The organism is Candidatus Neomarinimicrobiota bacterium (assembly GCA_022560655.1).
Lineage (GTDB): Bacteria > Fidelibacterota > Marinisomatia > SCGC-AAA003-L08 > TS1B11 > JADFSS01.
In genome coordinates this window covers 1-18,963 of the sequence record JADFSS010000040.1, presented here as the reverse complement: position 1 = coordinate 18,963, position 18,963 = coordinate 1, and the positions used below count along the sequence as shown (strand labels likewise).

The following is an 18,963-nucleotide window of genomic DNA, read 5'->3' as shown; positions in this document are numbered from 1 at the left end:
CCAAATCCATACCCCTCAGCAAGGTAGGTGTCATAGTAAGCAACCTCGACGGGCTGAGTGGGATCGGACACATCGACGACGCGCACCCCTTCAGTGTAGTAAGCCACGTAGAGGTAATCGCCGCGGACGTAACTGTTATGGACGATGGCCAGGGAGTCCGCAATATAGTCGGCCACCTGCGTAACGTTGAATGGATCGCGCACGTCGAAGACACGCGTCCACATGCCCGGAGGATTACCTTCGTCGCCAACGAAGAGGTAGTCGCCGTCCTCGCTCGTCCAGCAGTTGTGGGCACGTGGTGCGGGGTAGTTGATATTGGCAATCAGTTGCGGATTTGACTTGACGGTGAGATCGAGAATATCGATGCCCCCACCCTTGATCGCAGCTGCGTAGCCGGTGTCGCCCCGGGCGTAGAAATCGTGGTAGTACTGTGCTTGATACTCGCCAATCTTGGCAGGCACCGCCGGGTCGGTGAGGTCGTAGATGATCAAGCCCCCAACCCCACGGTTGCCCGTGGTGTATAAATACTGCTCCTGCACGAAGGCGTTGTGGGCGCCCCCATTCAACTCAGGCGGACCGATATGGATAATGCTCACACTGTCCGGATTCGCCGGGTCTGCCAGGTCGATAATCTGCGCCGGCTCGCCCTCTTTGATGAGGATGGCATAGTGTTTATAGACTTTGACATCCTTGGCATCCCTACCCGGTTGCAGTGAAGGGAAGAATCCAACCTCAACCAATGAATCCGCGGATATATCGATAATGCTAAGACCTGCATCTCTGACTGTCAAAAGCGCGTACTCCCGGCCCGTGATACTATCGGTATAGCCCCAGATATCACCGTAGCCGGAACCTCCCTGTAATTCGCGCCCGTTCCAGTTTCCCAGGAGCGTCATATTCTTCTGCGAGGACTGGGAGCGGGCGGTGGCGGCTGTGGCTGCGGCACCCTTTTCTGCGGCCACCGTGCCCGTGCTTGGCGATAACACGAGCACTAGCGCCAGGCTCGCAAGGGCGGCGGCCTTATAGGGTGGCGTGAGGTGCATGGTCCCCAATTTCTGTCCTGGCCGGCCTGATGGCAAGCGAATCCATTTCCCGGTGGCGATTAATGCCCGGCGGCCGACACTACCGGATGGAAAAAAGCGCTGCCAGGCGCCTGACGAGCAGGCCGCTACGGGCCACGGCCCGGACAAGCCAAGAGCCTGAAGCGACCGCAACAATGTAGCGGCCCAGTGAGCGGGCAGGCAACGTCTGCCAGCGGGTGGGCTGCCGGCTGTAGGACCCAAAAAAGTCCGTGTCCACCCGGGCAGGGAAGATGGTTGACACCTTGATGCCCTTCCTCCGCAGCTCCCATTTCACTGCCCGCTGGAAGCCAAGCACCCCGTGCTTAGAGGCACAATAGGCGACGTAGCCGGGCGCCGAATAGAGGGCCGCGATGGATGCCACGGTGACGATGTGGCCCCGAACGCCGTTGGCCACCATCTGTTTCACGGCTGCTCTGGTGCACAGGTACACGCTCGTAAGGTTTGTGTTGATCACCGACTGCCACTGATCGTAGTCTGTATCCAGCAGGCGCGCTTGCAAACCGCGTCCGGCACTGTTCACCAAGATATTCGCCGGTCCAAAGTGCTGCTCAACTGTTGCGAACAGCTGTGTTACGTCCCCCTCGCGGCTCACATCGGTTGGGACGGCAAGACACTGGCCACCTGCTGACTCGATCTCCTCGCAGACGGTCTGAAGCCGCTCCAGGCGCCGGGCAGCCAGCACGACCCGGGCTCCCTTTAGACCGAACGCTTTGGCGGCCTCGGCACCCATGCCGCTGCTGGCGCCGGTAATGACCACAATCTTGCCCCTAAGCAACGCCACGTGACTTCATCCAGGCCAGAGCATCGGCGATGGTTTGTTGAATCGTGTAAGCCGGCTCCCACCCCAGACTCCGCTTGGCCTTGTCGTTATCGAAATAGCGGAAGCGGAAGGCGGAGTCCGAATCGGAGGCCGACAGGTCCAGCCTGCGCCGGGTGAGCGACTCGGCCAGCCAGACCCCCCAGTATACGAAAGGCCGCAGACTCGCGGCAGGGTTATCCGGGGCGGCCGGGCACCTACCTCTGCGGCGATAATGCGGAAAATATCGTTGAACGTCAGGTTCCACCCTGAAAGCAGGTAATTCTCATCTCGCAGGCCGTGCTGAAGAACAGCCACGATACGTCGGCCGACATCCCGCACATCGACCACATTGGTCCCTCCGGGAAGACTGATCACTAGCTTGCCAGCCGCAACAGCCCGAATCATCTTCGCGGATTTGCGGTAATCTCCAGGACCAAACATGAGCCCGGGGTGGACGATGACTGCGGCCATGCCGTTGCGGCGAGAGGCTGCCACCTCAACGTCGACTCGGTACTTGGAGAGAATGTAGAATTAGTTTTTTGCGCGCGATAGACCAATCTAACTCGAAGGCCTCGTCCACCGGGTTCAGGGGGTCGTTGTTGTAGCCCAACGCGGCCACGGAGCTGACCTGGATAAACAAGTCTGCTCCGCCGGTCCGGGCTGCGGCAAGGACATTTCGCGTTGCCAGCACATTGACCTTCGCCAGAAGGCTATCTTCCCTGATTGACACGGATATCAGACTTGCCAGGTTTACCACCACATCCACCCCCAGGCAAGCATCCTGGATGGAAGCGAGATTGCAAATATCGACACCAAGGCGGGTCCGCACTCGAGACTCAGCTGAGAAATCGATGCGGGCATATGGGTTGGCCACAAGGTCGATGATGCGAATTTGAGCGTCCGGAAAGGCGTCCAGCAGGTACTGCATGAGATACTGCCCCAGGAAGCCGCAGCCACCTGTCAGGAGGATAGTCCCGCCGGTCACGGTATCAATATAAGCTCGGGCCGAACGGCGGTACACCCTAATTTCGGCCTCGGCGATAGTGGCCACGAGCTGCTCGTTGGGGCCATGGTCGGTTCACATAACTGTTGACCCAAATTTCGTAGATTCGCAGCCGAATTATGACGGCGCATATTAGCCACAAAGAGTTCAGCCGGCTGGAGATCAGAGTCGGCACCATCAGCGGGGCGGAGCCTGCAAGTGGCACGCGCCAGCCCGCTTACCAGCTGACCATCGACTTTGGCGACTTTGGCCAGCGGTCGTCCAGTGCCCAGCTTACCGACCACTATGAACCGTCGGATTTAATCGGCAGGCAGGTGATCGCGCTGGTCAATCTGCCGCCCAAGCGGATCGCCGGTTTCGTCAGCGAGGTGTTGGTGCTGGGCGCCTATGAGTCCGATGGTTCTGTCCGGCTGCTTCAGCCCGATTCACCCGTGGAAAACGGGAGCCGATTGCAGTGATCAGAGCTGTCATATTTGATCTGGACGGCGTGGTAGTGGACTCTGAGCCCCTTTACCAGGAGGCGGAGGAGCGCCTGTTCCGGGAGGAAGGCATCACCATTCCGCTCGAAGACTGGAAGTATTTCCGCGGGGTCAGCGAGCAGCGCTTCTACGAATTGGCCCGGGAGCGCTACCACGTTTCCCTACCCGTGGATGAACTGCGTAGCAGAGGACGGGAGTATATTTTTACTCTGTTCAAGGAGCGACTCAAATTCATGCCTGGTTTCGTCGATCTCCATCGCGATCTGGAGGGTCGGGTCCTGCTAGGGCTGGTCACCTCCTCGCCAGGGGAAATTTACAGTTGGGTGGAGCGGCGGCTAGGGCTTGAGCGCTGTTTCCAGGAGGTGATCTACGGCGGTATGACGACACATTCAAAACCCCACCCCGAGCCATATGAGATGATGATGCGGCGCCTCGCAGTCATGCCCTGGGAAACCGTCGTGGTTGAGGATTCCATTCCTGGCCTGATCTCCGCGTGGGCGGCGGGCGCCTGGACCATCGCACTTACCGGATCAGTCCCAGAGGAAGATATGCCGCCTGCCCATGCCATCGTCCACTCACTTGCCGACCTATCGCTGCAGTCCATTCTGGATCTGGGTGGCTCGCCACTCGCCACAAGGCCAGGCGTTGCTGCCGCAGGCGAGGCGGCCAAACCGCCCGTTGGCCGTCGCATGCCGTTTCGATGAGTGAGTCGTGACTGACTCCGTGAAAAAGCGTGTCAGCCTGGTACCCCTTGCCGATGAGCATGTAGATCAACTTGTCCGGTGGCGAGCCCAGCCCGAGGCTCAGCAGCATCAACCGCTTTCCCTGCTGGAGGAAGACCAACTCCTGCTCTACATAAAAAACAAGCAGCCCAGCAAGTTCGCCGACCTAGTCGACAGGGATTACGTTCTCATCATATGGGATGAGGAACTGGATCGGGGTGTAGGCTGGGTAACGCTGGAAATTCTGTCACGCGTGCATGGGCTGGCACGCATCGGGTACACGATCAGCAAAGAGCACTGGGGCCAGGGTTATGCAACGGCGGCGGTGAAGACCATTGCCCGCCAGCTGTTCAGCGAAACTCCGATAGAACGCATCGAAGCAGATGTTTCCATCCGTAATCCGGCCTCTCGCAGAGTGCTGGAAAAGTGTGGCTTCGCTTACCTGGGGCTCAAGCGCAAATACCTTATAATTCGGGGGGAGCGGGTCGACCACGATAACTTCGAACTGCTCAAGGAAGACTGGGAGCAGTGACGAAAGCCCAGCCATCTCGCGGACCATGTCGGACGTGTTCGACGAAGCATTGAAAATGCTCGCGGGTAGGGCCCCGGAGTACGGCGAGGGCCAGCCCAACAGCGGTGCCACTGTGGCGGCCTCAATGGTGACGATGCAGCAGGGCCATGCGGTCGTGCCATGGTTAAGGGACTACATGGGGCGGCTGGAATCCATGCCTGCACCCGGCAGTCCCATCAGACGGGACAACTGGCGGCAGGCGCTGGGGCAGAGGTCCCGGGCCACTGATTGGGCCGATTTTTTCCAGCGGGAACTACAGCAGACTACCTGGCGGCAAGTGGTCAGCGATTGGATTTCCAAGCTTGCGCCAGGGCTCTCAGGGGGCGGCGGGCACGCGCTGCTACGCACCGCAGCAGTGCTGGCAAACCTGGCTGCTGAGGAGTCCGATCTGCGCAAGCTTGAACTGGGCCACGCCCTGGGCTATTGGGCCAGTCGCTATTTGAAGCTGCCCGGCATCGTGGGCAGCGCCACCGGCGGAAATCTTGCTCCTGCCGAGGCGCTGACGCGCATCAAATGGCAACACAAGGACCGCCCGCGCCGCTTCAAAGGGCTAGGTGCAGGGCTGCAGGGGCTGGCGGGATTCCCATCGTTCGTGGGTGTGGTTAATTTGATTGCCATCCCCGACGATCCGCTCGCACTCATCCCGCAGATCACCGAAGCCATGACCCGTGTTTACCTGGCCCACAGCCACGATGAAGAGAAATTGCTGGCTTGCATCCAGGGCGTCGCGGTCGCGAGTGCCCTGCGCTCCATCGCCCCCCATCTCCCCCCTACCGGTGTGGCCCCCCTACTGCGGTATGGCTGGCAATTTGCCGGCGCTATCTACACCATCTATGGCCGGGCGAACCCCGTGGAGTCGTGGGACCAGCCCGAGCCAGTCCGGGCCGACCTGTTCGAGCGGGCAGTGGCAACGGGCCACGAGCACGCGATCCTATTTGTGGGGGCTTGCCTGCGGGAATATGAGCAGGAGCCCAATCCGGTATATCTGGCTGCTGCCGGGGATGCGGTGAACCGGCTGGCTAAAGGGGATCGCTACGGCGAATAGATTTCCAAGTCGGGATAAAACGCCCCCCAGGCAAACCAATAGGCGATGAAGGATGCGGTGACCGCCAGCTGCTCACCTGCCCGAGGGCCGGCCAGACCACGGCCAAAGAGGTCCCAGATGGTGCCCTCATCGTCCTGCATCACCGCCGGGAGCTGGCCCTGCAATGCGTTGAAATTCAGCTGGACGCTGCCTCCCACCGTGCGCTCAAATATCACCATGAAATTATCGGGTTCACTAGCGGCGACAACCACCGGCAGGTCGCTGAAGGTATCGTTGATGACCCCAACTCCCGCGCCGAAAATGCTGAGCTGATAGGCACGTGCCTGACCTTCAACGATAAGGCCTCCCACGCGCTCCTTCATCGGCAGACGATCGTCCAGCGGGTTGACGGGAAATATCAGGTACTCGGCAGTGCGGAAGCTGCCATAGGGATAGCGGCCGTAGGGGCGCGAGAAACCCGTATTGAGGGAGACCACGCTGGAATTGGGGTACATGGCTCGCCAGGTCTCCCAGGTTGTCTCTACAATCGGTACCAGGCCAGGAAGGCGCCCCTTATTCGGCCCAAAAACACATTGCAGCTTCATTTGTGACCAATAGCTGTCGGTCTCACGGTCGTAGGGAATCAGGTTGCTGTTGTACAGTTTACCCGAGACGCCGAAAGTGGTGGCCTTGGCCGACAGTTGCCGGTCCCATCCGATCCCTGATCCTGTCAGGGGGCAATAGGTTACGGAATAGGACTCGCCACCCACCTGGTCGTTGATGATTTCGTGCCAATCGAGTATGATATGGGGGTAGGCCCGTGCAACCCCGCCAATGACCACCCCGATGACCAAATCCCGGTCGCCCAAGAAATTCACCTCACTGCCGGCCACAAGTTGGGGCTTATCGATGGCAGGTATGCCGTCTTTGCCCGGCCCACCATCAAAGACTTCACCCACTGGAATAAGCCATCCCGGACTGATGACATCGAGCCCAGGCTCACCCAAGTCTTCCACGAGTAACACCTTTTCACAGGTTACCAGCAGCAGCGCCAGCATTACCAGCGGCAACAGGACCCTCAGCCCCTTGAACCGTGAATCCCACTTTCTGGCGGGGGAATGCATCAATCAACCGGCCCCAAGTTCGTAAAATAGAACTGCCGCGACGGAGTAATTAGTAGTGAGCTGGAGAGGACCTGCCAGCCGACGGTACAAAGGCAGCTGGCCCGACAGCCCCAGACTCAGCGCATTGGACAGTCGAATGTTCACGCCGGGCGTCAAGTCGAGCCATTGGCCACCGGTGGTGGCGGTCTCGAAGCCGCCAATCTGGTCCGAGGTGATGGTTCTGTACTCCCCCATGAGGGTCGCGCTCAGCCTGGCTCCCCAGGCATAGCCGGCCCCGAGCGTAGCGACCAGCTCATTGCCCGTCTTGTAGCCCAGATCGCCGAACGCGTAGCGTTGGTTGGTGCCCGTCCAGCGGTAGGCGGCGGACGTGAACAGGCGGAGGGGGCTTCCCACGCCAACGCCGGTGGCGAAATAGGCAGAGACGATACCGTCCCAGGCACCAGAGGTAGGCTGCAGATCTGCGGCAATGAGGGTCCCATCCAATGAGAGCGTGGAACTGCCTATGGGCCCCTTGATTCCGGCGCTAACCACTAATTCCTGTTGCGTAGAGGGGTTCGGCGGCAGGAGGGATACATTGGCTATCAGTAGACCGTCGCCCAGCCCCCGCACCAGCAGACGGTCGCCTGCTGCCCGCTCCTTCTGCACCAGGGTAACGATGGCCGAAATGGACATAGTCGGGGTCAGGCCATAACTGGCCATGAACAGCCCCGATTGGCTCACCTGCCACCGGCTGTCGTTTTTGCGCTGCTCTGTGCCCCAGACCACGTCGGAAATGTCATGGTACTCATAGGCCAGCGAGAAACGCAGGTTTCCCTCAGCCACACCGCCGAACTCCAGGGAGCTGAGCAGCGGGGCGCCACCGCAGCTGCATACCTGGGCGCTAACTACGCCGGGCGACGATAGACTGAGGGCCAGCCCAATCACGGCGCCTAAGCTCCAACGTACATGGGGCGTAGACATGACTCGATACTAAAGCAGCCTGCTGGAAAGTAATGTCAGCCCTGAGACATATCGGGGGAGTCAGGCTCGGTTCCCGCAGGTTTGCCCTCAATCATTGCCCAGGCGACCAGTGCGCCGATCAGCGCCAGACCGGAGGCTATCAACATCGCCAGGCGATAGCCGGCCACAAATGACTCCTTGATGGCCCGGCGAATAGCCATGGCGGCCTGCGCGTCCAACCGCGGTGGTTATTCGGTCACGGCCAGCTTGGTACGCTCCCCATCCAGAAACTCGCTCGCTTCCGGCGCCAAGTCTATCGCAGCCAGGCGGCTGTCCAGCCCGTGGTTGAAAGCCTGCAGCACCACGATGCCCAGCACCGCAATGGCGATCAGTCCGGACGCCCGCGAGGCGGCATTGTTGATGCCCGAGGCGATGCCGGCGTGGCTTACGTCTACCGCGCCCATCCGCACCAGATGGATGCCAGGGCAAAGAGGCTGACGCCAAGGGCGTAGTTGCGCCTGCGATCGTAACGGTGCCCCAGCGAGTCGCTCACCAGCAGCAAGGCCGCCAGGAACAGGGCGTACGCTTCCACCACCCACTGTACGTGAGCAACCGTGGCGTTGATTTCTATCTGTATGACCGGGAGGGCCACATTGACCACTGTGCTATCAATAAAGGCCAGGCTGGAGCCGAGTATGGTGGCCGCCAGCGCCCACGCGCCCTACCTCCGCCGACCCCGGGTTCCCTGCACAACCTCTGTCTCACCGATACCCCCACCGGCATCTGAATCAGCCCTATCAGCCGCAGTCGCACTCTGCTCCATTGGCCAGCGTGCCTGTCTAGTGAGCCCGCAATTTTGTTTATAGGGTCCCGGGCGGCCACCCAAACACGGCATGAGTATAATGGGTTGCGGTGACCGGAGACAATGCTGCTGGTGGTTGCCTTGCGCACCCCGATAGCTCGCCCAAAAAAAGTGACGCTACCCCTTTCCCACGCCTACCCACTCACGTAAATTGTCATCCACCGACGGGGAAGGGACACGTTTGCACGTTCAGAAAGTCTCCGGTCACGCGCAGCTGCGCCGCTTTATCGACCTGCCGTATCGGCTCTATCAGCATCATCCGCAGTGGGTACCGCCCCTGCGATTAGACATCAAGGCGCAGCTGGCCCACAACAAGCACCCCTTCTTCCGGCACGCCTCCCACGCCCTGTTTCTAGCCCAGCATAAGGGGCGCGATCTGGGACGGATAGCCGTCTTTCACAACCGCAAGCACAACCGGGTCTATGAAACCAACATCGGGATGTTTGGCTACCTGGACATGGTGGACGATGTGGCGGTCACCGGTGCCCTGCTGGAAGCCGCCGCAACCTGGTTGAACCAGTTTCAGGCTACCCACCTGCAGGGCCCCTACAGCCCCGACATTAACGGCCCCGTGGGCATACTCTTGGACGCATTCGATTGCCCCCCCATGATGCTCATGCCGTATAACTTTTCCTACTACCCTGAGCATCTCAAGCAACTGGGTTTTGCAAAGACCAAGGACGTGTGGGCCTATCACTTGCGCGCGGGCGACCCCATTCCCCAGCGGCTACTGAACTTTGGCCGCCGCATGGAGGAGCGGGGACGCTTCACTATTCGCAGCCTCCGGATGAAGCACTACTGGGATGAGGTGGCCCTGATCAAGGCGATCTATAACCAGGCCTGGGCCGAAAACTGGGGCGCCCTGTGGATGGACGACGAGGAGTTCAACACCATCGCCAAGGACCTCAAGCTGCTCATCGACCCGGACCTGGCCTATATCGCTGAGGTGGACGGCGAGGTGGTCGGGTTCTCCCTCAGTCTGCCCAATATCAACGAGGCCCTGGCCCATCTTCCCGACGGCCGCCTGTTTCCCCTGGGGCTGCCCAAACTACTATGGCACAAGCGGCGCATCCGCTCCCTGCGCGCGTTCATCCTCGGCGTGCTCAGGCCCTATCGCCGGCTGGGTATTGACGCCGCCTTTTATTTGCGGACTTTTCGCACTGCGCTGGCGAAAGGCTATCGCCTGGCGGAGATGTCGTGGATTCTGGAGGACAACGTGCCGATGATCCACGCCCTACAGAAGATGGGCGCCCGGAAGGCGAAAACCTACCGCATCTACCGACGAAAATTGGACGGGGTTATGGATGGCTAGCGGCAGCGTGGCCAGGCTTGGGCCAGCCAGCATATTTACACGCTGGTAACCGCCATGCACGTTTTCCTCACCGGCGCATCAGGCTTCATCGGCAGAAACCTGGTGCCCTATTTGCAGAGCCGGGGTTGTGAACTTACCTGCCTGTTGCGCGACCCCGAGCGCCTGCCCGAGCCATTACGGTCAACCGTCAGCGTCGTGGTCGGCGACGTGACCCGCCCGGGGACTGAGGTAACCCGGGCGCTGTCAAAAGCGGACGCGGTGGTCCATCTGGCCGCCCGTCTGTGGTCGCATACCTATGCCGAATACGATATCGTCAACCGCCAGGGATCGGAGCAGCTGGTCAAGGTTACCGCCGACGCCGCGGCTTCCCTGCGCAGGTTCCTGATGGTGAGCAGCATTGCCGCCACGGGGCCAGCATTGCCGGGCAAACCGGTTACCGAGTCCACCCCCCCCGCTCCGGTCTCATGGTACGGGCAGACCAAGCTGGCCGGAGAGCAAGCCCTGAACGGAGCTCCGTTCCCCTGGACAATCCTGCGGCCCCCCATGGTGTATGGACCCCATGACCGGGGTATCCGCCGATTCTTCACGCTGGCTGCAAAACACATACGGCCGCAGCTGCACTGGGGGCGGATGGAGCTATCGCTCATTCACGTGCAGGATGTCTGCCAGGCCATCTGGCTGGTCCTCTCATCAGAGGACCGACCTCATTCCAGCTACCTGATCAATGATGGGCAGCCCATCTACAAGGTAAGTGACGTACTCAAGCTCGTGGCCCGGGCCGGCAATGCCTGGACGGTTCCCCTGCCGCTGCCAGCTTGGCTGCTGCGAACAGTTGAATGGTCTCTTACAGCGGGACAGCGACTCGGTTGGTCACCGAAGGGGCTGGCCGCCGATAAGTTGCGGGAAGTGCGCCAGACGGCCTGGACATGTGACAGTACCCTCATGGCCTCGACCCTGGGCTTCAGCCCAGAGATACCCCTCTCCATCGGGATTCCCACCCTGGCCGACTGGTACCGGGAAACGGGTGTGCTGTGAAGGGCCAGCGCTATCATTTTGACCGCTTGATCCTCTGGTACCTGGCGGGCATCTTTGTGATCACCTTTCTGGGGTCCTACAGCGGCCTGCCCTACCTGTTTGCGGCTCTGGTCCATCTGGCACTGATATTCATGGTGCTCCAACTGTCCGCTTCGTCCAGACGGTCGGACATCCGGTCGGCGCTGCGCTGGTTCTATCCGCTGCTGCTCATGGTCCCCCTGCACTACGAGGTGGAGTTTGTAGGCACCCTGCTGCAGGGCGGCGCCAAGTTTGACGTCCTGGTACGGGCATGGGACCAGCGGCTGTTCGGCGGCCACCCGCACCGCTACATGGCCGATGTACTTCCCGGGCCCTGGTGGCGGGAGCTATTTCACCTGCTCTACCTGAGCTATTTTGTCATTGTTGGCAGCGGCTTCTGGTTCGCCTGGCGGAAGGGCCGAAAGGACGGCGAGGCCTCCCCAGCCTTCTTGAGATACGCATTTGTGTTCATGGGGGTTTTTCTCACCTACATGGTGATCTTTATTCTGTTCCCCGTAGTGGGCCCCCACGATGACCGCTTTCTGCGTTTCCATGGCCACGGGTTGCTGGGCCCGCTCATTGACCAGCTGTTCGCTCTCGGAGACAGTGCCGGTGGGGCCATGCCCAGTTCCCACGTTGGGGAAGCGGTGGTGGTGTTTCTGTTGCTTGGGCCCCGGCACCAGGCGATACGAACCGGATTCGTGGCCCTGATCGCCGGGCTGGCGCTGTCCACCGTATACTGCTCATTTCATTACGGCATTGACGCACTGGCCGGACTGCTCACCGGGCCGCTCTTTTACCTGGGATGGAGCTGGGTCTATGGACGCTTGCGCGGGGAAGGATCTGGGTAGCTGCTGGCCAGTCTCCGACGCTGTGTCACGCCGAAGAATTCAGCTAACGATAAGCAAACAGAAAGCGCATGTACTTGAGATGCTGCTTAACCAGGGCGGGATCGGCGCGCTGAACGCGATCCTCATAGACCTCCGTAAGGAAGTTGAGAATTTTGCGATTGAAGATCTTGAGCAGTTTGAACCGGAACGAGAGCGACTTGCCGGTGCTTCGTTTAAATATGTCGATTAACGGCATGATATGCCCCTCCAGAAGATTTCGTTCAAAAAGGGTCTGTGGCATAACATATTTGGTAATATCCTCGACCTTCAGCAGCTCCAGGCCGTAGCTTTTCGCGCGCTCCAGATATTTGTCTTCAATACTGACCACTCGCTTGAAGACATCCGATACCGCCTTCTTGAAGGTTCCGGAAACCAGCAGGTAGCCACCTCGATGAAGGTGATTGATGGTCTGTTGGAAACCCATATCCATATCGAAATAGTTCTGTGATTCGCTCATCAGAACCATATCGAACTTCATGGACGTGTTGAAATTTTCGAATTTGGAATTGTGAAACGCAACTTGCCCATTTCTGTGCTCTTCAAAATACTGGCGATGATTCTCATCCGGCGACAGAGCCGTCACCTGGTGTCCCTGCTCGGCCATAGCCTCGGAAACATCTCCAATACCGCAGCCAACATCGAGAATCGTATTGACCCCATCCGGAATCATATCAATCAAGGTATCGGTGTACCGTTGCTGGGCCACCCTGAAGTTTTTGACGGTGAGATCGTCATTTTCGTTCCAGTAGCCATAATGGAGGGAAGTCAGCTTGAGTACATTGGTAAGGAAGAGTAGCTCAAGGTCGAGGGCTGGATTGGACGAATTTTTATAACTCATTGATCCTCGCAACTTCTTCGCTAAGGAAAAACCTTAGCACTCGTGATATTGAAAATCCGCTAAGGACACCGTACCTGATATTGAGATTTTGGGGAGTACTTTGCGGCAATCCGGCATTCAATCTACGGCTGGGGTCGTTAGGGTCGCAAGGTAAACGTAGCCCCTTCCGGCGCGCGCTCACGTCAGGTGCAGTGGGCATTCCCGGTTCGTCAAGTTGTGCCAGCTGCGCCATCATCTGGCGGAACCAGGTAGGCGTCGCGAGCCAGCAATCAGGCAGAGCCGCAGCAGGAGGAAATGCGGCCGGACAGGGGGCGCTCATCCCGGATTGGCATCGACTGCTGGATTGCCCTGAGGCAGAAATGACATGCAGGAACCCGTGGTTGCCTTAAGTGTAGTGCACACCGCCGATTATTTGAACTCCGGTCGGGCCGGCAGGCTATTTCGATCTTTTCTCCGTCGGCCTTTTGTTCACTCAAACCTCACCCGAGTCGTAAATTTCCCCCAACCGATGGTGACGACTAACCACTAGGGTGAATCTCTCCCCGCCACCCAAACTTCGACCCAGCGATCCGGTTCAATATGCCAAAGGCATCGGGCCCGTGCGTGCCCAGGCACTGGAGGAGGTGGGCGTGCAAACGGTGGAGGACCTGCTCTACTACCTGCCTCGCCGCTATCTTGACCGGCGCAACATCGCGGCCATCTCTGATCTCAAGATCGGCGAGCAGGCTACCGTGGTAGCCCAAGTGGCCGGTCACGGTATCAAGACTACCCGTCGGAAGCGGTACTTTCAGGTGACGGTCACCGATGAAACTGGCATGCTGGTCTGCATCTGGTTTAACCGTTACGACTGGCTCAGGAACCGCTTCAAGGTGGGTCAACGGGTGGCCCTCCACGGCAAGGTGGAGTACTACCAGCAGCTGCAGCTGCTGCACCCCGAGTTCGATTTGCTCGACCAGGACGAGGCCGCCCCTGAGACAGGCATGATTCTGCCCCTCTATCCCGGAACCGCGGAACTGAAGTTGAAGGGCCTGGACAGCCGCCGATTCCGCAGGGTCCTCGCCGGGTGTTGGGAGCGGATGGTGCCGCTTCCGGACCATTTCTCAACAGAATTCAGGCAGCAGTTTGGCCTGCCGGAGCTATCGACCGCCCTGCGTCAGATTCACGCTCCCGATGACGAGGACTGGATCAGGAAGGCCACTCACCGCCTGAAATTCGACGAGCACTTTTTTTTGCAGCTACTCATGGCGCTACGACGGCAATCGCTGGATAGCCTGCCGGGGCGCGCCTTCCCGGACCGCGGCCCAATTGTACGCCAAATATACAAGAATTTGCCCTTTGAACTGACGGCCGCCCAGGTTCGGGTGATGCAGGAGATTCGCGGCGACCTGCAGTCAGGCCGCATGATGAACCGCCTGCTCCAGGGCGATGTGGGCAGCGGCAAGACAGTGGTAGCGCTGCTGGCGGCGGCACTGGTAGCTGGCGCCCAGGCCCAGGTAGCTGTCATGGCTCCCACCGAAATCCTCGCCGAGCAACACTATCGGGCTTTCAGCGGCATGGCCGCCGGAATCGACCTGCCCCTGGCGCTGCTGACCGGCAGCACACCCGGGGCCAAGCGTGCAAAGTTGTTGCGCGAACTGGAGGCGGGGCGCATACTGCTGGTGGTGGGTACGCATGCCCTGATCCAGGAGGACGTCGCCCTGAAGGACCTGGCGCTTATCATAGTGGATGAGCAGCACCGGTTCGGTGTTCTGCAACGTGGACGCCTCATGGAAAAGGGCATCTACCCCCATGTGCTGACCATGACCGCTACCCCCATTCCGCGGACGCTGGCCATCACCTACCACGGCGACATGGATATCTCGATCCTCGACGAGCTGCCTGCTGACCGTCGGCCGGTTTCCACCAGGGTCATCGCTCCCGGCGAGCTACCGAAAGTTTACCAGTCGATGCGCGGCGAGCTGGCGCAAGGCCGCAGAAGCTTTGTGGTCTATCCTGTTATTGGCGATAACGGCGAGCCGCCGGCCGGCAACGCAGCGAACAGCAAGGAATTGCGTTCTGCCAAGGCCGGATATGTCCATCTGAGGGATCAAGTCTTTTCCGACTATAAGGTTGGGTATCTGCATGGCCGCATGAAGGGACCTGACAAGGACGCCATCATGCAGGCCTTCCAGTCTGGCGACCTGCAGGTGTTGGTGAGCACCACGGTGATCGAGGTCGGTATCGACGTCGCGGAAGCCACCGTGATGCTGGTGGAGAATGCAGAGCGCTTCGGTCTGACGCAGCTGCATCAGTTGCGCGGACGGGTCGGCCGGGGACAGTGGCCCGGGCAATGTTTCTTGGTGCAGCGGGGCGGTGGAGAGGAAGCGGCGGAGCGTCTGGCGATTCTGGAACGCACGGCCGATGGGTTTGAAATTGCAGATGAAGACCTTAAATTGCGCGGCCCCGGGGAGCTTTTCGGCGGTCGGCAGCACGGCTTTGATAAGATGCACTTGACGAGCATGGTATCCGATGGCCCCATCATACGGGCTGCCAGGCAGGCCGCATTTTCCATCGTGCAGTTAGACCCACAGCTCAACCGGGCGGAACACCGGCCACTCAAGCAAGTACTTAAGCAAAAATACCACCACCAACTGGACTTTATTACGCTCAATTAGAACCATGACCGAAACACAAAGTGGCCTCCCTGACGATCCCCATTTCGTTGCCCTGATCGCAGACCTGGTCGCCCAAGCCTGGGTGGCGCTGGGCAAAATCAAGCACCCTGTTACGGACAAACTCGAACGCAATATTGCGGCCGCCGGAACCATCATCGATATGTTGGACATGCTGAACCGGAAGAGCGCCGGAAATCGCAGCCGGGAGGAAGACCGGCTCCTGTTGGAATCCATCCAGCAGCTGAAGCTGAACTACATTGCCGAGAAGGATAAACCCGACGAGCCCCAGGAAGAGACGGCTAGCGTTCAGGGGCCCGCTGAGCAGCGCGGCAACGGCGACGATAAAGACGAAAAGATCCGGCCTGCCCGCAGGAAGACCACTTCGAGGAAAAAATCCTCCCCTACCAAGCGCAAAAGGAAACCCAGACCGAAATCTGGAGCCAAGCGCGATGCTTAGACTCAACTATGTGGTCGCCGGGTCGGTCCTGTTTCTGTCCTTCCTGCTTTACCTGGCGACGATGGCGCCCACTGTTTCCTTCTGGGATTGTGGCGAGTTCATCGCCACCGCCTATATCATGGGCGTCCCCCACCCACCAGGCAGCCCCCTGTACCTGCTGGTGGCGCGGCTGTTCAGCATGCTGCCGCTCTTCGAAAACATCGGCGCCCGGGTGAACATCATTTCACCCATCACCAGCGCGTTGGCGGTCTTTTTCCTCTATCTCATTATCGTGTACATGATAACCAGTTGGCGCGGCCCCGTCAAAACGGTGTCCGATGCCCTCATCACCTACGGTGCGGGTGCCATCGGGGCGCTTACTTTCATGGTAACTGACAGTCACTGGTTCAACGCTGTCGAGGCGGAAGTTTACGCGGTATCCACCTTCCTGACGGCCATGACAGTCTGGCTAATACTGCGCTGGAGCCAGAAAGACGACTCCCACAGCCACATTCGCTACATACTGCTGCTGGCCTACCTTTTTGGCCTGGCGGCGGGCATCCATCTGCTTAACCTGCTGACGCTGCCATTCGTCGGACTCATTATCTATTTCCGGCGGCGGGAGTTCAGCTGGCGCGGACTGATGATAACCGTCGCCATTACCTTGGTGGTCTACATGGTCATTCATCTTGGCGTGATCAATGGGCTGCCGCAAATTGCGTTGTCCGGCGGTATCCCTCTGGCCGTAGTAGTCGTCGCGGCACTGTCCTTGGGCTCTATTTGGGCTGTCCGCCGGCGCAACAAGAACGCCAGCATCATCCTGGTTTCATTACTCCTGGTCGTCGTAGGATACTCCACCTACGCGACCATCTTCATCCGGTCCCACCAGGACCCAGCCATTGATGAGAATAACCCCGAAACGACCCGTCGGGCCGTGGCTTATCTTGAACGGGAGCAGTATGGTAATCGGTCGATGTTGTCTATGTTAGATAGAGCCCAGTGGACGCCCGGCAGAAAAAATCTCTACAGCGGGGTCGGAGATTATGTGTGGAACTACCAGATTAGAAAAATGTACGCCCGCTATTTTCTGTGGCAGTTTGCCGGACGGGGGCTATCCACTGACAAAGGGGTCTCAGCTATGGGCGCTAACGCACAGGAGGATGGCGTCCACTGGACCAGATATGGCCTGCCCCTGGCGCTGCTAGTGGGAATATTCGGGTTGGTATACCACATGCGGCGCGACTGGCACCGGGGGCTGGCGGTGCTCACGCTGTTCCTCGCCACCGGCCTGTTGATCATTCTCTATCTGAATCAGCCCGATCCCCAGCCCCGGGAGCGGGACTACTCCTACGTGGGGAGTTTCTTTGCCTGGTCCATCTGGATCGGTATAGGTGTGGCCGGCCTGTTGGAATTGCTCTCCCAGCGGCTACCCACTGCGGCCCTGCGACGAACCGCTCTACCGGCCGCCCTGGGTTTAATTCTTGTCAGTATGCCGGGTGTGATGTTGCTGGCCAACTACCACCAGCATGATCGAACGGGAAACTATGTGGCTTGGGACTATTCCTATAACCTGTTGAACAGTTGCAGAGAGAACGCGATCATTTTTACGAACGGTGATAATGACACCTTTCCGCTGTGGTACCTGCAAGAGGTTGAGAAGGTGCGCAAAGATGTGCGCGTGATTAATCTCAGCCTGCTGAATACCGATTGGTACATCACCCAGCTGCGTGACTTCGAGCCCCGGCTGCCCTTGAAACTCACAGATCAGGATATTCAGGCGATGACCCCCATCCCGTGGGAAACCAAGACCGTAAAGGTGCCTGTGAATCCGGCCGTAAGTGAGGCCTCCCACATTGAGTGGAGTTTAGCCCCTACCTTCGGTGGCCGGTATATTCGTACACAGGACCGGATGATCGTGCAACTCATCAAGGACCTTAACTGGACCCGGCCGATCTACTTTGCGGTCACTGTCGCCCCTGAAAACAAGATCGGTCTGGACAAGTATTTGGAGATGCAGGGACTGGTGTTTGAGCTCATGCCAACGCCCGTGACTCGCATCAACCTGGAGAAGTTGCGAGAAAATCTTCTGGACACCTACCGCTACCGCAATCTGAACGACCCCTCCGTTTACTACAACCCCAATATTCAGCGCCTGATGCAAAATCTGCGCGCCAATTTCCTGCAACTGGTGGTGGATGGCGTGGTTCGCGGGGAGCCGGATGTGGCGCAACTGTATCTGGATACCCTTGCCGCCCTTATTCCGGAGAGCGTCATTCCCATAACAAATAAGCGCCTTTACCAACAGGTGAGCGAGCTCTATGGCGAAGCGGGAGATAGCGTGGAACTGCGGCGGCGTATTACTGAACTTCCACAAGAATTTTTGCGGACACCCCAAGATTATCTTTGGGTTGGCAGCATGTACACCAGAGTCTTGAACGATGATAAGGCTGCCGAAACAATTTTTAGTAACCTGTATTCCCTCTATCCCCGTGATGGTGAGGTAGTGGGTTCGCTGGTGCAGTTCTACCGCTCTCAAGAGCGCAACCCTGACGCCGCACGAGTACTGCGGGAGTGGCTGAGTTTCAATGCCCAGGATAAGGGCGCTCGCCAGCTCCTGAATGAGCTCCAGGCGGAGTCTGCCTCAGGCGGCGCTGAGACGCCCTGACGCGCCGCACCCAAGACGCAACAGCCCCCGGCCCGCAGGCCCAGAATTGACCGCGTCACCTTGACCCTCCCGCCCCAACCTGCCGTCAGCGTCATCATCGTCAATTACAACGGCCTGGCATTTTTGCAGACCTGCCTCAGCGCACTGGCCCGGACGACCTACAAACATATGGACACCCTGATGGTGGACAACGGGTCAAGCGATGGCAGCGTCGCCTTTGTGGCCGAGCACTATCCTACTGTCCGGGTTATCCCCAGCAGTACGAATCTGGGCTACAGTGGCGGCAATAACCTGGGCATCAAAGAGGCCCCTGGCGATATTGTGGTTTTGCTCAACAACGACACAGAAGTGACCCCCGGCTGGCTGGAACCCCTGGTCGCCGAGTTTGGCACCGACGATGGCATTGCCGCCTGTCAGCCAAAAGTCTTGAGCGCCACCCGCCCCACCGCCGCCCCGAAGTGTGCGGCGACGATATCCAGCGGCTCGCGCGCCATGGAAACGCCGCGCAGA

At 59.2% G+C, this 18,963-nt stretch carries 21 protein-coding genes; 11 read left to right on the top strand and 10 right to left on the bottom strand.

Features of this window, described 5'->3' with window-relative positions; translation table 11 throughout:
* The 4 genes from IH971_07230 to IH971_07215 form a co-directional block, all read right to left on the bottom strand.
* The coding region (locus IH971_07230; GenBank protein ID MCH7497626.1) for a choice-of-anchor B family protein at positions 1-1,043 on the bottom strand (1,043 nt) is incomplete at its 3' end.
* A 79-nt stretch (positions 1,044-1,122) separates the two neighbouring features.
* Positions 1,123-1,863 carry an SDR family oxidoreductase gene (locus IH971_07225; protein MCH7497625.1) on the bottom strand — a complete coding sequence of 247 codons (741 nt, stop codon included), beginning with the start codon at positions 1,861-1,863 and terminating at the stop codon, positions 1,123-1,125.
* A 6-nt stretch (positions 1,864-1,869) separates the two neighbouring features.
* The gene (locus IH971_07220) at positions 1,870-2,376 is read right to left on the bottom strand and encodes a hypothetical protein (GenBank protein ID MCH7497624.1); all 507 of its coding nucleotides are present in this window, start codon (positions 2,374-2,376) and stop codon (positions 1,870-1,872) included.
* A 1-nt stretch (position 2,377) separates the two neighbouring features.
* Entirely contained in the window at positions 2,378-2,932 is a 555-nt protein-coding gene (locus IH971_07215) for an NAD-dependent epimerase/dehydratase family protein (protein ID MCH7497623.1), read from the bottom strand.
* 71 nt (positions 2,933-3,003) lie between these two features.
* On the opposite strand from IH971_07215, the gene IH971_07210 reads away from it, so the two are divergent.
* Genes IH971_07210 through IH971_07195 form a run of 4 tightly spaced genes read left to right on the top strand, consistent with a single transcriptional unit; the run spans position 3,004 to position 5,701 of the window.
* Complete coding sequence (locus IH971_07210) at positions 3,004-3,342, top strand: tRNA-binding protein (GenBank protein MCH7497622.1); 339 nt, start codon at positions 3,004-3,006, stop codon at positions 3,340-3,342.
* Entirely contained in the window at positions 3,339-4,067 is a 729-nt protein-coding gene (locus tag IH971_07205; GenBank protein MCH7497621.1) for an HAD family phosphatase, read from the top strand. Before IH971_07210 ends, IH971_07205 begins: the two co-directional genes overlap by 4 nt.
* A 7-nt stretch (positions 4,068-4,074) precedes the next feature.
* Positions 4,075-4,617 (top strand): GNAT family N-acetyltransferase, encoded by a 543-nt coding sequence (locus IH971_07200; GenBank protein MCH7497620.1) that lies wholly within the window; start codon positions 4,075-4,077, stop codon positions 4,615-4,617.
* 25 nt (positions 4,618-4,642) lie between these two features.
* Positions 4,643-5,701, top strand: a complete 1,059-nt coding sequence (locus IH971_07195; protein MCH7497619.1) for a DUF4243 domain-containing protein — start codon at positions 4,643-4,645, stop codon at positions 5,699-5,701.
* Here the strand turns inward: IH971_07195 and IH971_07190 are convergent.
* From IH971_07190 to IH971_07170, 5 genes are read right to left on the bottom strand one after another with little or no spacing between them, the layout of a single operon-like run.
* Positions 5,689-6,804, bottom strand: a complete 1,116-nt coding sequence (locus IH971_07190) for a DUF3179 domain-containing protein (GenBank protein MCH7497618.1) — start codon at positions 6,802-6,804, stop codon at positions 5,689-5,691. The two genes, IH971_07195 and IH971_07190, sit on opposite strands and share 13 nt — an antisense overlap.
* A gap of 3 nt (positions 6,805-6,807) precedes the next feature.
* Positions 6,808-7,764 (bottom strand): hypothetical protein, encoded by a 957-nt coding sequence (locus IH971_07185; GenBank protein ID MCH7497617.1) that lies wholly within the window; start codon positions 7,762-7,764, stop codon positions 6,808-6,810.
* 35 nt (positions 7,765-7,799) lie between these two features.
* On the bottom strand, positions 7,800-7,964 hold the full coding sequence (locus IH971_07180) for a hypothetical protein (protein MCH7497616.1): 165 nt from the start codon (positions 7,962-7,964) through the stop codon (positions 7,800-7,802).
* A 27-nt stretch (positions 7,965-7,991) separates the two neighbouring features.
* Positions 7,992-8,207 carry a hypothetical protein gene (locus IH971_07175; GenBank protein ID MCH7497615.1) on the bottom strand — a complete coding sequence of 72 codons (216 nt, stop codon included), beginning with the start codon at positions 8,205-8,207 and terminating at the stop codon, positions 7,992-7,994.
* Positions 8,195-8,452: an MFS transporter gene (locus IH971_07170; protein MCH7497614.1), complete on the bottom strand. Its 258-nt coding sequence runs from the start codon at positions 8,450-8,452 to the stop codon at positions 8,195-8,197. Before IH971_07170 ends, IH971_07175 begins: the two co-directional genes overlap by 13 nt.
* A gap of 334 nt (positions 8,453-8,786) precedes the next feature.
* Between IH971_07170 and IH971_07165 the strand changes: the two genes are divergently transcribed.
* From IH971_07165 to IH971_07155, 3 genes are read left to right on the top strand one after another with little or no spacing between them, the layout of a single operon-like run.
* Entirely contained in the window at positions 8,787-9,917 is a 1,131-nt protein-coding gene (locus IH971_07165) for an N-acetyltransferase (GenBank protein ID MCH7497613.1), read from the top strand.
* A gap of 54 nt (positions 9,918-9,971) precedes the next feature.
* A complete protein-coding gene (locus IH971_07160) occupies positions 9,972-10,952 on the top strand; it encodes an NAD(P)-dependent oxidoreductase (GenBank protein MCH7497612.1) in 981 nt (326 codons plus the stop codon).
* A complete protein-coding gene (locus IH971_07155; GenBank protein ID MCH7497611.1) occupies positions 10,949-11,821 on the top strand; it encodes a phosphatase PAP2 family protein in 873 nt (290 codons plus the stop codon). The genes IH971_07160 and IH971_07155 overlap by 4 nt, the downstream gene beginning before the upstream one ends.
* A gap of 43 nt (positions 11,822-11,864) precedes the next feature.
* On the opposite strand, the gene IH971_07150 is transcribed toward IH971_07155, so the two are convergent.
* Complete coding sequence (locus tag IH971_07150; protein MCH7497610.1) at positions 11,865-12,698, bottom strand: class I SAM-dependent methyltransferase; 834 nt, start codon at positions 12,696-12,698, stop codon at positions 11,865-11,867.
* A 530-nt stretch (positions 12,699-13,228) separates the two neighbouring features.
* Here IH971_07150 and recG point away from each other — a divergent pair.
* The 4 genes from recG to IH971_07130 form a co-directional block, all read left to right on the top strand.
* Entirely contained in the window at positions 13,229-15,352 is a 2,124-nt protein-coding gene (gene recG, locus IH971_07145) for an ATP-dependent DNA helicase RecG (GenBank protein ID MCH7497609.1), read from the top strand.
* 4 nt (positions 15,353-15,356) lie between these two features.
* Positions 15,357-15,809: a DUF1844 domain-containing protein gene (locus IH971_07140; protein MCH7497608.1), complete on the top strand. Its 453-nt coding sequence runs from the start codon at positions 15,357-15,359 to the stop codon at positions 15,807-15,809.
* Positions 15,802-18,453, top strand: coding sequence for a DUF2723 domain-containing protein (locus IH971_07135; GenBank protein ID MCH7497607.1), 2,652 nt, complete (start codon positions 15,802-15,804; stop codon positions 18,451-18,453). Before IH971_07140 ends, IH971_07135 begins: the two co-directional genes overlap by 8 nt.
* A gap of 60 nt (positions 18,454-18,513) precedes the next feature.
* Positions 18,514-18,963 (top strand): glycosyltransferase family 2 protein (locus tag IH971_07130; protein ID MCH7497606.1); only part of this gene is annotated, 450 nt, incomplete at its 3' end.